Below are 13,371 nucleotides of genomic sequence, written 5' to 3'. Positions count from 1 at the left end.
ACATCGACAGGGGGAAATCGAATGTGGAATGTATCTAAAGAGGCAAGGGAAAGATTTGAAAAGTGTAATTTGCTTCCTATTCATGAATCGGATGATGAGTGGGAGATTGTAATACGTGAAGCGAAAGAGGAAGGGGAGGATTTCGCTGCTAGTTTAAGAGAGGAGTTGGAAGAAGTAAAGGAAGAATTGCTGGATATTCTTCCTAGTCGTTTCATTCCTTATGTATTAGATGGAAGCTTAAACCAACCAACATTGCCGAAAGCGGTAAGAATGGATTATTTACAATGGATGCAAGAAGCGGATAAGGAATTTGAGGATATATTAGATGCAGCTTCCGAAAATACCGAGCAGGCTATTACATCTTTTTCCAATTCTGTCCAGGCGGTTCTGGAAGAAAGTCTGCATGATACGGTAATCGAACGAATAGTACGAGAAGGTGAAACAATTCATCTTTATTTGAATACAGACGGTGGTTTTTCGACGAAATCACTGATTCATCTGGTATTTGAAGGAGTTAAAAGTGAAGTGTCTGACACATCTATAAAGGTGGAGCAATGGCTTATTTATTATGAGCTTCAAAAGAGAGGTGAAGGGTTTGCATTCCGTGCATTATTTGATTCCCCACAAGCAGAGTGGACAATTACGATGGAGAATATGGAAGCGGAATACTATTATCGTCCAAAGGAATATAGGCACTTGGGTGAGGAAGAAAAGCTAGAAGAGATTACGCTATTAGAATATATTGCTATGCTGGATCAAGACCATTCGTATTGGTTCATCACACCTCACATAGAATGTAACATTACCTCTCTATCTGAGGGGATTGAGATAGAGGGGGGAGCGATAGAAATAGATAATGAACAGGTAGTGGTAACGGTTGGAGGTAAGCAGTATACCTATGATAATGAAGCTACAAAAGGGTATATTTATACCGATAACGATGAAGAAATTCAGCATCGTTATGAGGAACCATTGCCATTTGATGAAATAGAGTCAGCTGTATTGGGTAGCGATATAGAACGGCAAGTACAAGCCTGGAATACGATGTATGCTAATCCAGAAGCATTACGGGATCTGATCAATCATGTGTTAGCTAAAGTGAAGATGACAGATGAAAACGAAATGATGATCGAAGTCTATGTAAATCATTTTTATAATGAAGGTATTTTAACTGAGGCTGTTACGGCGTTATATCAAGATTTATTAGATAACTAGAAGCAGAGTAAAGGCAGGAGAATTCCAGTTTACAGGGGTAAAATGGTCAGGAATTAAATCAATAGCATAGTAATGAGAACTCACGGCGCTGTTAAATTAACTAGGCTGTGAGTTTTTTATGTTTATTTTTCTCCAATGTCAATCACCAAAATCTACATGTTGTTCCAATAGTACTCTTTTCAAACTTATTGTTTGCCATAATGAATCAAAGAAGGAAAGGAAGGTGTTTACATTGTTAATGGTGAACAATGTAGAGAAGTATTATGGGAAGAAAACTGCATTATCAAATGTTACCTTGGATATACCTAAAGGAATTTGCTACGGGTTAGTCGGGCCAAACGGAGCTGGGAAATCCACATTAATGAAAATTATTGCTTCCGTTATTCAAGATTATAAAGGAACGGTTCAATTTACGAATGAAAAGATTCGTGTAGGGTATGTACCACAAGATATTGCTCTTGAAGAGACACTATCCGCTCGAGATAATTTATATTTCTTTGGAGAGCTCTATGGTTTAAAAGGCAAAACGTTAAAAAAACGTACAAATGAAGTTTTAACGGAGATTGGACTAAAAGAGCGAGGGAAGGATAAGGTGCAGTCTTTCTCTGGAGGAATGAAACGACGTCTAAATATTGGTTGTGGAATCATGCATAAGCCAAATTTAATTATTATGGATGAGCCAACTGTAGGTGTTGACCCTCAATCGCGTAGATACATTTTTCAAATGATAGAACGGATGAAAGAAGCTGGTAGTACCATCATTTATGCTAGCCACTATATGGAAGAAATCGAGAACGTATGTGAGGTAGCAGGATTCATGGATCATGGGCGTATAGTGGAAAATGATCACATTGATACGATATTAAAAAAGCATGTAACCCCTTCTGTATATGTAAAAGGGAATAATTGTTTGCCTGAGGATATTAGTAAATATGGTTCTGTACAAAGCAAGGAAGATGGATACTTAGTCAGTTCGGATAATCCTATACTTGTAATGGAGAAGGTCCTTGCTTTTATTAAAAAGAACAATACAGAGCTAGAACGTTTGGAATTAGTTAAGCCACGGTTGGAGGATGTGTTTTTTTCCTTAACAGGCTCAAAGTTAAGAGATTAATAGGAGAGGAAAGGGGATAGGGATATGAATGCTGTTGTTAAGTTGGAAATGAAGAAAAATCTTCAGGATAGGGGACTATTATTCTGGGCGCTGATATTGCCGATAGTATTTACTGTACTATTTATTTCGGTATTTACTTCGGGAACAGAAGAAGTGGAAAGTAAGCAAGTGATTATTTCTATTGTTCCGGGATATACCGTGATGTTTGTATTTTTTATTATGATTTCCATGACGGAATCATTTATCAAAGATCGAAATATGGGAATGATAGCAAGGATTTCGAGTACACCACTATCACCATACTTGTATTTACTAGGCAAATGGATACCATACATGTATATTGTGAGTATACAGATAGCAATTTTACTATTGTTCGGAAAACTAGTATATGATGTTCCACTGGAGCAACCAGTACAATTAAGCATATTGGCTATTGCTTTAACCTTCATGGTGACAGGACTAGGACTTTTACTTGCTGTAGTGGTGAAGACTAATAATATGGGGATTGCCCTGACACAGGTTATTGCATTAGGTGGAGCATTACTTGGAGGGTTATGGGTACCAGTGGGTATGATGCCAGACTTCTTACAAATACTAAGTCGTTTCTTACCACAATATTGGGCTCATCAAGCATTTCAAGATGCAATGACTGGTACACTACAAACAGGGGAATTTATTCAGGCGTCATTAATCTTAGTTGGAGTTGGGATAGTTGGATTTGTTATAGCGATTTTATGTTTCCCAATAGTATTAAAACGGGCAAAGGGGTAATCCATGCAGGGGGATGTTAAGGTTGAAGGTCAACATTGATATTGATGATAAGCATACTGAGCCGTCCATCACGATACAGACAAATGAATGGTCGGAGGAATTGGAGGAAATTGTGGCTCTCATAAAGGGGAAAAATGGTAGGCGGTTGTTTGGGATAGAAGCGGACCAAACCGTATTACTAGATCCAAAAGCAATTGATTTTGTATATGCCGAAAAAAGAAAGGTCTTTGCTTGTCTTGGAAAGAAGCATGTTGAAATTAGGATGAAGCTTTATGAAATAGAAGAGAATTTAGCTTCCTATAACTTTATGCGTTTTTCTAAATCCGTTATCGGCAACCTAAATCAAATTGAGCGGTTTGAATTATCCTTTAATGGGAATCTCTGTGTGTATTTTGAATCCGGAAATAAGGAGTATATTACGAGAAAGTATGTACTACCAATCAAGAATAGATTAAATATGGGAGGGAAATCAGATGATAATGGAAGGGATTAGGAGAAGTATTTATGGAATCGCCTTTGGTGGTATTATTACGTTTATTGCCATAACCATTGTTAATTTTACAGACACTAATACCTCCGTATCGCAAATATGGCTCTATATGCTTTGTACTTTCGTGCTTGGAATCTATTTCGGATTGTCCTCCCTGATATTTAGTGACAATGGTTGGAGCATGTTAATACAAACCATCGTACATTTTACGGTTTCGATTATTGTATATTTAATCATTGCGTTGTCTGCTGGCTGGGTTCCGTTACGTTTATTTCCAATTCTATTGACCTCTTTCATATTCATAGGTATTTATACGTTGAATTGGACTGGATACTACCTGTATTTCAAAAAAGTTGAAAAATCGATGAATGCAAATTTGAAGAAAAAAATGTAAAAGTATACCATGGATGGTCTGCTTTTTCGCATTATAGTTTTGATGGATATGAAAGTAAAAAAACTCAACTGTAGGAAGTTTCTATACGTTGAGTTTTTTTACTATTTGGTGAAACTGTTTCTTAAGGTAGTTACATAACTACCGCTAACCGATACTATTAATAGCACAGTATCTCGTTTTGATATAAAATAACGGTAATAAATAAGTAGAAATGGTGGTCATGTTGTTTAAAATCTTACTAATTGAAGATGATGTTACATTGTTTAAAGAAATCAAAGAACGTCTAGTACAGTGGTCCTATGATGTATATGGTATCCAGGATTTTAATGACGTCATGCGTGATTACAGCGAGATAAAGCCTGATTTAGTCATTATTGATATTCAATTACCAAAGTTTGATGGGTTCCATTGGTGTCGAATGATCCGTTCTCACTCGAAGGTCCCTATTATTTTTCTATCATCTCGAGATCACCCCACCGATATGATTATGTCCATGCAGCTGGGAGCGGATGACTTTGTACAAAAGCCGTTTCACTTTGATGTATTAATTGCAAAAATCCAGGCAGTATTAAGACGGGTATACAATTATAGCATGGAGCAACAGACCCAACTAAAAGTATGGAACGGTGCAACGGTTGATTACATAAAGGGCTCCATCCAAAATAACCATGGTGAGGTTGAATTGACGAAAAATGAGATATATATTTTAAAAATTTTGTTAGAAAATATGAATCAAATTGTGAGTAGGGATGAACTTATAAGGCAATTATGGGATGATGAACGATTTGTGAGTGATAATACGTTAACAGTTAATGTTAATCGATTACGGAAGAGATTAGAAGAAATAGCGATGGGACAATATATAGAAACAAAGGTAGGGCAAGGATATATGGCTAAAGATAGGAACGAAATGGATGATTAAAAAATACTTACTTGAGAGAAGAAGTTGGATACTATTCTTTTGCTTGTTACAAGGTTTATTCCTTGTCATTGCTTATGTGGACACATCTATTCATGTTAGTTCTATTCTATATATTGTCTTTCTATCCTTTGTTCTCTTTCTATTGTTTCTTGTCATGCAGTATGGAAGGGAAGTATCATTTTACAAACGGCTGAATGAATGGAATCCTAATGTTGATATTAAAATGATAGGGGAAGGAAGTACACCCTTAGAACAGATTGTAGAAAAAGCTATCAAACAGCAGGTAGACACTTCCAAGCAGGATTTGAACCAGCTAACTATAGATGTTGAACAGGAAAAGGATGAATTACTAACTTGGATTCATGAAGTGAAAACCCCCTTAACAACGATGAAATTAATGATAGAAAGAATGGAAGATAGGGCCTTAAGGGAACAGCTGATGTATGAATGGCTTCGAATTCATCTATTATTGGATCAACAATTGCACAAGCGTCGTATCGCATCCATGGAGAACGATCTTTATATAGAGCAATTAGATTTAGAGAAACTAGTCATTCAAGAAATTCAATCATTAAAATCGTGGTGTTTTCAAAAAGGCGTTGGCTTTGAAGTAGAATTAGATGTCACAGAAGTATTATCCGATGCCAAGTGGCTTCCTTTTATATTACGTCAGATTTTAACCAATGCAGTAAAGTATAGTAAGAATTCGGATATTATGGTACGTAGCTATGAACAACATGGAAGAACAGTAGTAGAAATCCAAGACGAAGGTCGTGGAATTGAAGCTAGAGACATTCCTCGTATTTTCGAAAAAGGCTTTACCTCTACACGTGACCATAAGGACCAGAATGCAACTGGAATGGGCCTATACTTAACGAAAAAAGTAGCTATGCCCCTTAAGATACATATTCATGTACAATCCGAATATGGGCAAGGAACATTGTTTCAATTAACCTTTCCAAGAAAGAATGATTTTATTAAAATAACAAGCATGTGACAACAATGTCACATGCTTTGCTATTTTGTTAGATGATTCGAAGGAATATACTAGAATTTTTTATTATGATAATCCTATAAAGAAAGGATTGATATGGATGAGTATTTTAGAAGCGAAAAATATAGTCAAAACATACGGAAATAAGTGGAATCGACAAGAGGTATTGAAAGGAATTGATTTGGATGTGGAGAAGGGGGAATTTGTCGGTATTATGGGGCCTTCCGGTTCTGGTAAAACGACCCTACTAAATGTCCTTTCATCCATTGATCGTGTCACACAGGGCTCGATTCGTGTAGAAGGCAAGGAATTTACGCGAATGAAGGATAAGGCACTAGCAGAATTTCGAAAACGTCATCTAGGCTTTGTCTTTCAAGATTATCATTTATTAGATACGTTAACGGTTAAAGAAAATATTATGTTACCACTAACCGTTAATAAAATTCCGAAAAAGGAAGCACAGCAAATGTTTGAACGGGTCACAAAGGAGTTAGGTATTTATGATATGAAGGATAAATATCCAAACCAAATTTCTGGTGGTCAGAAGCAGAGAACTTCAGCAGCTCGTGCCTTTGTTCATCAGCCTAGTATCATTTTCGCAGATGAACCCACCGGGGCACTCGATTCAAAATCGGCATCAGATTTATTGAATAAATTAAGTGATTTAAATGCGAAGCTAGAGGCTACCATTGTGATGGTTACCCATGATCCCTTAGCAGCTAGCTACTGTAGTCGTGTCATTTTTATAAAGGATGGTCAAGTGTTCACGAAATTAAGTCGTGGGGAAGAAAGTAGGCAGGATTTCTTTCAAGATATTATTAAGACACAAGGTGTGTTAGGTGGGGTACAGAATGAGCTTTAAATCTCTCATCTTTCGTAATTTACTAAAGAACATGAAAAACTATTATTTATATGTATTTGCACTTGTGTTTAGTGTATCGTTATATTTTGCTTTTGTTACCCTTCAATTTGACCCAGCAATGGATGCGGCTGAGGGATCTATTAAAGGAGAAGCAGCAATAAAGACTGCCTCTGTACTATTAATTGTTATTGTTACCGTCTTTCTCGTATACGCTAATAATCTATTTATTAAGCGAAGAGGAAAAGAAATTGGCTTATTCCAATTAGTGGGGATAACAAAGCGAAATGTTTTTTGGATTGTCGGATTAGAAAGTTTCGCCTTGTACTTTGGTTCGCTAGCTCTAGGAATATTTCTTGGCTTTTCTTCTTCTAAACTGATTATGATGATTCTACTCAAAACAATCGGTGTTGATGAAGTAGCACAGCTTCAATTCTCAACGGAAGCCCTGACGCAAACCTTGATTGTATTTGCCGCTATTTATATCGTTATGATGATTTTTAACGGTTGGTATATTAAACGGCAACGGATTTTATCGTTATTCCATACGACATCAACATCTGAAGAGAAAAAGCATAAAGTATCTTTTTTGGAAATTTTAGTAGGAATATTTGGGCTTTCGTTGATTATAGTAGGATATTATTTATCAACAAAGTTATTCGATGGGCAATTTATCATGATAAATCAGATGTTTATCGTTATGTTAGTTATTCTTGGGTCGGTTATTATCGGAACTTATTTCTTTTATAAGGGGTCTGTTCGCTTTCTATTTAATCTCATTCGGAAGAAGGATAATGGCTACCTATCAGTCAACAAGGTTCTATCGTTATCTTCTATCATGTTTCGCATGAAGTCTAATTCGTTGTTATTAACCGTCATAACGACAGTATCAGCACTCGCTATTGGGTTACTATCTTTATCGTATATATCCTATTACTCGGCAGAAAAAACAGCGAAAGAAACGGTTGTGTATGACTTCTCGGTTCCAAATGAGGAGCATGCAGAGGAATTTACCACTTTATTAGAGGAAAGTCAGATTGATTATCATCAAACAACCATTAAGATGGTAGCTGCTAATGCAGATTTAACCAATGTTGTCGATACGAATTTAGCAGAAATGAATACAATGGGCGATGACGGTCAAATACCAGTCATTATTGTATCAGATCATGATGTAGAAGGTTTAGATGTAAAGGAAAGTGAAGCAGCATTTATTGGGGTTCATTCAGCTATCGAAACATTTATGTCCTTCCATACTGGTAATATGACGGTTTCTGGAAAAACAGCTTCGTATGATTTGAATTTAAACAAGGTGATGAAGGATAAATTTGTTATCCCAACACGCGTTGGAGATGGAGGATTTCCTATTACGGTTGTGGATGATAAAGTCTTTCAACAATTAAGTGACGATATAGATCCTGAGATAATGCCAGAATTTACAGTTTCCATAGGTATTGATATTGATAATAAGAGCGATATTGTAAAGGCGAACGAAATCTTTCAGTCTTCTGTTGGTGAGTGGGCAGGTCATGAGTCACTATTAGAGACCTTTAATAATCAGAAGCAGAATTTGGGATTAATTATGTTTGTGGTTGCTTTTCTAGGGTTAACCTTTTTAATTACTTCTGGCTGTATCCTTTATTTCAAACAAATGGATGAGGGCGAACAAGAGAAATCAACCTATACGATTCTTAGAAAATTAGGCTTTACCAAAACAGATTTGCTAAATGGAATTAAGATAAAGCAACTGTTTAATTTTGGTATACCGCTCCTAGTAGGACTAAGCCATAGCTACTTTGCAGTGAAATCAGGCTGGTTCTGGTTTGGTACGGAATTGTGGGTTCCAATGATTATCGTAATGGTGCTTTATACATTACTTTACTCCATCTTTGGCATTCTTTCCGTTGTCTACTATAAGCGATTGATAAAAGAAGCTCTGTAAGCTATTTAAATAGGAGACTACCATGATTTGGTAGTCTCTCTTTTTTGAGAAATACAAAATAGGATCACAGGAGTACTAATTTCGACATGATTGGGAAGAGAGACGGATGGTATACTAACGATAGATGGATTAAATAACGATATAGAGAAAAAAGGATGCTACGTTATCCACGTTCTCTTACCCAAGGGTGGAATTAGATTGAAGCTAAATAAAGTACTACCGATTTTGTTTTTAACGATGTTTCTTGTGATGGTTGGTTTTGGAATTATTATTCCAGTCCTCCCGTTTTATGCAGAGGAACTAGGCGCAACACCTACTCAGCTTGGATTATTGATGGCTGTATATTCACTCATGCAATTTATATTTGCGCCGATGTGGGGGAAATTATCGGATCGTATTGGCCGTAAACCGGTCATCATGATTGGGATATTTGGTCTGTCCCTTTCCTTTTTTATTTTGGCTCTTTCCACTCAAATTTGGATGCTGTTTCTAGCAAGGATAATAGGGGGAATCTTATCTGCAGCAAACATGCCTACTATAATGGCATATGTTGCTGATATTACGTCTGAAGCAGAGCGTAGTAAAGGTATGGGAATTATCGGGGCTGCTACTGGGCTTGGGTTTATCTTTGGCCCGGCAATCGGTGGGATTTTTGCAGAAATTCATTTGCACACCCCGTTTTATATTGCTGGTACGGTGTCATTTATTACGTTACTTTTCGTATATTTTACCCTACAAGAATCTTTACGGATTAGCTCTAACAAGCGGAGTAGGCGATCTAACCTATCATGGGGGAATGTTCTTGGTGGGTCTATGGCAATGTTATACTTCCTTCAATTCGTTATTTCGGTATCTTTATCCGGGCTAGAAGCAACATTTGCCTATTTTGCGGCAGAAAAGGCAGGATTAGATAGTGTATCATTAGGTTATATTTTTATGATAATGGGACTTGCCAGTGCAACTGTTCAGGGATCAATGGGGAAACTGACTAAACAATATGGTGAAGCTACTATTATACAAGCCGGGATTATCGTCTCTGCGGTTGGCTTTGGACTCCTTTTATTTATTGAAAACTTTACTACAGCTGCCATATTTCTTGCAATATTCGGAGTCGGTAATGGGGTTATTAGACCGAGTGTTTCTTCATTACTAACAAAGAAATCGAATATGGGACATGGGATGGCGACGGGTTACTTATCTTCATTCGACTCCTTGGGGAGAATTATTGGTCCGGTTATCGGTGGAGTTTTATATTCCGTAGCAATTGGATTGCCTTACCTTACTGGTATAATATTATCTGTTTTAGCCTTATCTTTGTATCGCGTTTATGCAAGCAGGGACACTGGGATAGGCTCGTCCCGACAAATTTAGGATTATCGAAAAGGGTCTATTTACAATATGAAGAAAAAGTGCGATAATTAAGGAAATTCAGAAGGGGGTAAGTAAGAAAATGATGCCAACAAATTGCTAATTATTAATTAATGTAATTAATAGGGATTTTTAATGTGTAACGTATCAATTAGCCTTTAGTTAGGTTTATTTGTTATGCCATTAGGAATCAGGCAATTTATAAGGCGACTTACTTACTGAAAATGGGAAAAAACTATCTAATACACTTTGGGCATGACTTTTGCTCTCTTTTATTGGATGGAATGATTACTATAGGATACCTATAGCTATAAAACTACCCTTTTAGACTGTAAGAAGCGATATCTTCTTATAGTCTTTTTTCATATTAACGAGTAGTAGTCTTCTTAGTCTGTCTTGCAATGGTGTAACGTACTGGACGAAAGAAGGTAGATAACATGTTAGAGCTTAAAGTAAACGGTTTGAAAAAATTTATGGAAGCAACATTAGTATTAGAGGATGTTACGTTTGAAGCATTTGACTGGGATAGAATAGGTATAGTTGGCGTAAATGGTAGTGGGAAAAGCACCATTCTAAAGATTATAGCTGGGTTAGAGCCAATGAATTATTACCCAGGCTATCCACAAACCTCAAGCTATGGTTACGATGAGGGGGTCATTCAGATAGTCCCAAATAACTCGACTACTGCTTATTTGGAGCAAATGCCCGAGTATCCAAAAGGCTTGAAGGTTATCGATATTTTAAATCTAGCCTTTGAAGAAATTGATGCAATAGAAAAGCAAATGCGAGATCTGGAAGAACAAATGGAAGCATTACAAGGTACCGCATTAGAGAAAGCGTTGAATAAGTACAGTAACGTCGTTCAAGTCTTTGAATTAAAAGGTGGATATGACAGGGGAGAAAAGTTAAGCAAGGTGTGTACGGGGCTAAAAATGGATGAGAGCTTTCTAAATAAAGAATTTGATATCCTAAGCGGTGGGGAGAAAACTACTGTTATTTTAGGGAAACTTCTTATTCATAATCCCGACATTTTATTATTGGATGAACCAACCAATCATTTAGATATGGAATCCATTGAATGGTTAGAAAGTTATCTGAAAAGTTATCAGGGAATTGTGCTCATTGTATCGCATGACCGCTATTTTCTTGACCATGTTGCAACGAAAATAGTGGAAGTAGAAGATAAACGATCATTCAGTTACAAGGGTAACTATTCCTCATTTGTCAGTCAAAAGGAGGAGAATATAAGGATACAGCTAGAGCAATATCGCCAGCAACAGAAAAAAATTAATGCGATGGAGAGTGCGGTAAAGGATTTAAGAGACTGGGCGATTCGTGCTGATAATAATAAGTTTTTCCGAAGGGCTGTAAGTATTCAGAAACGATTAGAGAAAATGGAACGTCTTGATAAACCATCAACTGATAGAAAAAATATGAGATTAGGCTTTAAGGAGGTCGAACGTTCGGGGAAAGAAACAATCAAAGCAACCAAGCTTTCTAAGTGCTATGGAGAGAAGGTAATTTTTAAAGAGGCGGAGCTTATGGTTCATTATGGTGAACGAGTAGGGTTAATTGGACCGAATGGTAGTGGCAAGACTACATTTCTAAAGATGCTACTAGGGGAAGAACAACCAGATACTGGGGAAATTAAATTAGGTGCAAGCGTTAAGGTAGCCTATTTGCCACAAAAGATTACCTTTGAAGAGGAAAACCGTATGTTAATTGAAGTCTTTCGTGAAAATATTTCTATACTAGAAGGAAAAGCACGGGAGTATTTAGCAAAATTTATGTTTTATAAATCGAGTGTATATAAGCGGGTTAGACATTTATCTGGTGGAGAGCGAATTCGGTTGAAGCTAGCGATTTTACTTTATCAAGAAATAAATCTATTAATTTTGGATGAGCCAACCAACCATTTAGATATTGACTCCATTGAGGCCCTTGAAGAGGCATTGGAGGATTTTCAAGGTACTATCTTTTTTATCTCGCATGATCGTTATTTTATTAATAAACTGAGTGATAGAATCATTGTGGTGGAGGACTATGCGCTAAAAAGCTATCTAGGCAACTATGATTATTATAAACAGGAAAAGGAAAAAATAAGCAACCAAGGTGTATCGGCACCTCCATCGAAGCAAGTAGTAAAAAGGGATCGGAAACCTGTAAAAGAGAAGAAGGCTTTCGATAAAGAAAAGCTGCTAGTCAAAATAGAATTACTCGAAAGGGAGATTAAAGACATTGACACAGCTATGGCTGCAGATCAAATTGACTATCAGCATCTTCAAGATTTGTATAATAGAAAAGTAGAACTCAGCGAGGAATTGAATGTAGCAACGGATTTATGGTTAGGTTCAAGTGATTAATTTCTACTACTTAGACAGTGTCAGTCTCTGTTATTGTTGCTAGGGAGACTGACACTACTATCATTTATGAACAAGACAACCTTTAAGGAGTAGACTAAGTGAAAATGGAAACGTATTATCTAGCAGTAACCTATGATGTATGTGTACACAACGACTTATACGAAGATATGAATCAATACCCGCTCGATTCAACTAAGGAAATGGAAAAACAAGTAGCGGAAATTGCCAAACAGGACATCGCCCCAGTCGTTAAAGTTTTTATAGCCAATTCAGCAGATTTTAAGGGTGATGTTACATTATATAAAGAATTTTACTTTAAGGAATTTGAATGTAATTGCACGGAGTAAGTTGAATTGGTAATTCATTCTCAACCATTTTTTAGTTTTTTTTGATGATAGTTGGACAAGTTAAAAAAGAAATTAAAAGTAGGTTGAGGTGAATGTTTATGATTACGAAGCGGCACTTATGGTTTAATCTTGGGATGATTATTTTCTCTTGGATGACGCTACTGTTTATTGGCAAGAGAAGTTTTAAGCGGTTTGCAATAGGAGGTTTTTTCATTGTTGGGTTTGAGATCCTAAATCATCTGTATGGAAATCGCCGAAATTGGTGGAAGTTTTTTGATAAAAAGGATGCATTCTATAAGGATGAACTTCCATTTAGTATTGGACCATATATGCCACTATCGATGTGGATTATGAAATATACATATGGTAACTTTAAAAAGTTTATCCTAGTAAACGCAATTGCAGATGCACTTTTTGCTTTTCTTGGGATTGATATTCTGAAAAAGTATAAGATCGTTGGGCTTAAACGGTTAAGCCATATAAAGTTCTTTTTTTACTTGCATTATAAAGCATACTTATTATACGGCTTGCAATATTTAGTTGATAAGGTTATAAGAAAAGAGAAAACAGCCTAAGGTAAGGAGGAGGGGAT

13 protein-coding genes are annotated in these 13,371 nt (G+C 36.5%); all 13 read left to right on the top strand.

Annotated features, from left to right (window positions below):
- Positions 1-21 precede the first annotated feature (21 nt).
- The 13 genes from KGF86_RS11580 to KGF86_RS11520 all read left to right on the top strand — a co-directional run bounded on the left by KGF86_RS11580 (position 22) and on the right by KGF86_RS11520 (position 13,354).
- The gene (locus KGF86_RS11580; protein ID WP_211741952.1) at positions 22-1,215 is read left to right on the top strand and encodes a DUF4085 family protein; all 1,194 of its coding nucleotides are present in this window, start codon (positions 22-24) and stop codon (positions 1,213-1,215) included.
- 232 nt (positions 1,216-1,447) lie between these two features.
- Positions 1,448-2,329 carry an ABC transporter ATP-binding protein gene (locus KGF86_RS11575; RefSeq protein WP_211742036.1) on the top strand — a complete coding sequence of 294 codons (882 nt, stop codon included), beginning with the start codon at positions 1,448-1,450 and terminating at the stop codon, positions 2,327-2,329.
- A gap of 24 nt (positions 2,330-2,353) precedes the next feature.
- Complete coding sequence (locus tag KGF86_RS11570; RefSeq protein ID WP_186870785.1) at positions 2,354-3,100, top strand: ABC transporter permease; 747 nt, start codon at positions 2,354-2,356, stop codon at positions 3,098-3,100.
- Between the two features lie 22 nt (positions 3,101-3,122).
- The gene (locus KGF86_RS11565; RefSeq protein WP_186870786.1) at positions 3,123-3,593 is read left to right on the top strand and encodes a LytTR family DNA-binding domain-containing protein; all 471 of its coding nucleotides are present in this window, start codon (positions 3,123-3,125) and stop codon (positions 3,591-3,593) included.
- Complete coding sequence (locus KGF86_RS11560) at positions 3,574-3,984, top strand: DUF3021 domain-containing protein (protein WP_186870787.1); 411 nt, start codon at positions 3,574-3,576, stop codon at positions 3,982-3,984. Before KGF86_RS11565 ends, KGF86_RS11560 begins: the two co-directional genes overlap by 20 nt.
- Positions 3,985-4,207: 223 nt before the next feature.
- Positions 4,208-4,906, top strand: coding sequence for a response regulator transcription factor (locus KGF86_RS11555; protein WP_186870872.1), 699 nt, complete (start codon positions 4,208-4,210; stop codon positions 4,904-4,906).
- Positions 4,899-5,903 (top strand): sensor histidine kinase, encoded by a 1,005-nt coding sequence (locus KGF86_RS11550; RefSeq protein WP_211741951.1) that lies wholly within the window; start codon positions 4,899-4,901, stop codon positions 5,901-5,903. Before KGF86_RS11555 ends, KGF86_RS11550 begins: the two co-directional genes overlap by 8 nt.
- Positions 5,904-6,000: 97 nt before the next feature.
- On the top strand, positions 6,001-6,762 hold the full coding sequence (locus tag KGF86_RS11545) for an ABC transporter ATP-binding protein (RefSeq protein WP_211741950.1): 762 nt from the start codon (positions 6,001-6,003) through the stop codon (positions 6,760-6,762).
- Positions 6,752-8,701, top strand: coding sequence for an FtsX-like permease family protein (locus tag KGF86_RS11540; protein WP_211741949.1), 1,950 nt, complete (start codon positions 6,752-6,754; stop codon positions 8,699-8,701). Before KGF86_RS11545 ends, KGF86_RS11540 begins: the two co-directional genes overlap by 11 nt.
- Positions 8,702-8,899: 198 nt before the next feature.
- Entirely contained in the window at positions 8,900-10,072 is a 1,173-nt protein-coding gene (locus KGF86_RS11535; protein WP_186870791.1) for an MFS transporter, read from the top strand.
- A gap of 434 nt (positions 10,073-10,506) precedes the next feature.
- Entirely contained in the window at positions 10,507-12,432 is a 1,926-nt protein-coding gene (abc-f, locus tag KGF86_RS11530; RefSeq protein ID WP_211741948.1) for a ribosomal protection-like ABC-F family protein, read from the top strand.
- Between the two features lie 104 nt (positions 12,433-12,536).
- On the top strand, positions 12,537-12,779 hold the full coding sequence (locus KGF86_RS11525) for a hypothetical protein (protein ID WP_211742035.1): 243 nt from the start codon (positions 12,537-12,539) through the stop codon (positions 12,777-12,779).
- Positions 12,780-12,877: 98 nt separating this feature from the next.
- The gene (locus KGF86_RS11520) at positions 12,878-13,354 is read left to right on the top strand and encodes a hypothetical protein (protein WP_186870793.1); all 477 of its coding nucleotides are present in this window, start codon (positions 12,878-12,880) and stop codon (positions 13,352-13,354) included.
- Positions 13,355-13,371: the final 17 nt, after the last annotated feature.

Source organism: Ornithinibacillus massiliensis, from assembly GCF_018310345.1.
GTDB lineage: Bacteria > Bacillota > Bacilli > Bacillales > Amphibacillaceae > Ornithinibacillus > Ornithinibacillus massiliensis.
This window is presented reverse-complemented; position numbering and strand designations above follow the sequence as displayed.

What these genes read in the sequence shown, in the direction of transcription:
- KGF86_RS11545 (WP_211741950.1), top strand. Translation starts at nt 6,001, where the DNA reads ATGAGTATTTTAGAAGCGAAAAATATAGTCAAAACATACGGAAATAAG.
- KGF86_RS11525 (WP_211742035.1), top strand. Translation starts at nt 12,537, where the DNA reads ATGGAAACGTATTATCTAGCAGTAACCTATGATGTATGTGTACACAAC.
- KGF86_RS11570 (WP_186870785.1), top strand. Translation starts at nt 2,354, where the DNA reads ATGAATGCTGTTGTTAAGTTGGAAATGAAGAAAAATCTTCAGGATAGG.
- KGF86_RS11540 (WP_211741949.1), top strand. Translation starts at nt 6,752, where the DNA reads ATGAGCTTTAAATCTCTCATCTTTCGTAATTTACTAAAGAACATGAAA.
- KGF86_RS11520 (WP_186870793.1), top strand. Translation starts at nt 12,878, where the DNA reads ATGATTACGAAGCGGCACTTATGGTTTAATCTTGGGATGATTATTTTC.
- KGF86_RS11550 (WP_211741951.1), top strand. Translation starts at nt 4,899, where the DNA reads ATGATTAAAAAATACTTACTTGAGAGAAGAAGTTGGATACTATTCTTT.
- KGF86_RS11580 (WP_211741952.1), top strand. Translation starts at nt 22, where the DNA reads ATGTGGAATGTATCTAAAGAGGCAAGGGAAAGATTTGAAAAGTGTAAT.
- abc-f (WP_211741948.1), top strand. Translation starts at nt 10,507, where the DNA reads ATGTTAGAGCTTAAAGTAAACGGTTTGAAAAAATTTATGGAAGCAACA.
- KGF86_RS11560 (WP_186870787.1), top strand. Translation starts at nt 3,574, where the DNA reads ATGATAATGGAAGGGATTAGGAGAAGTATTTATGGAATCGCCTTTGGT.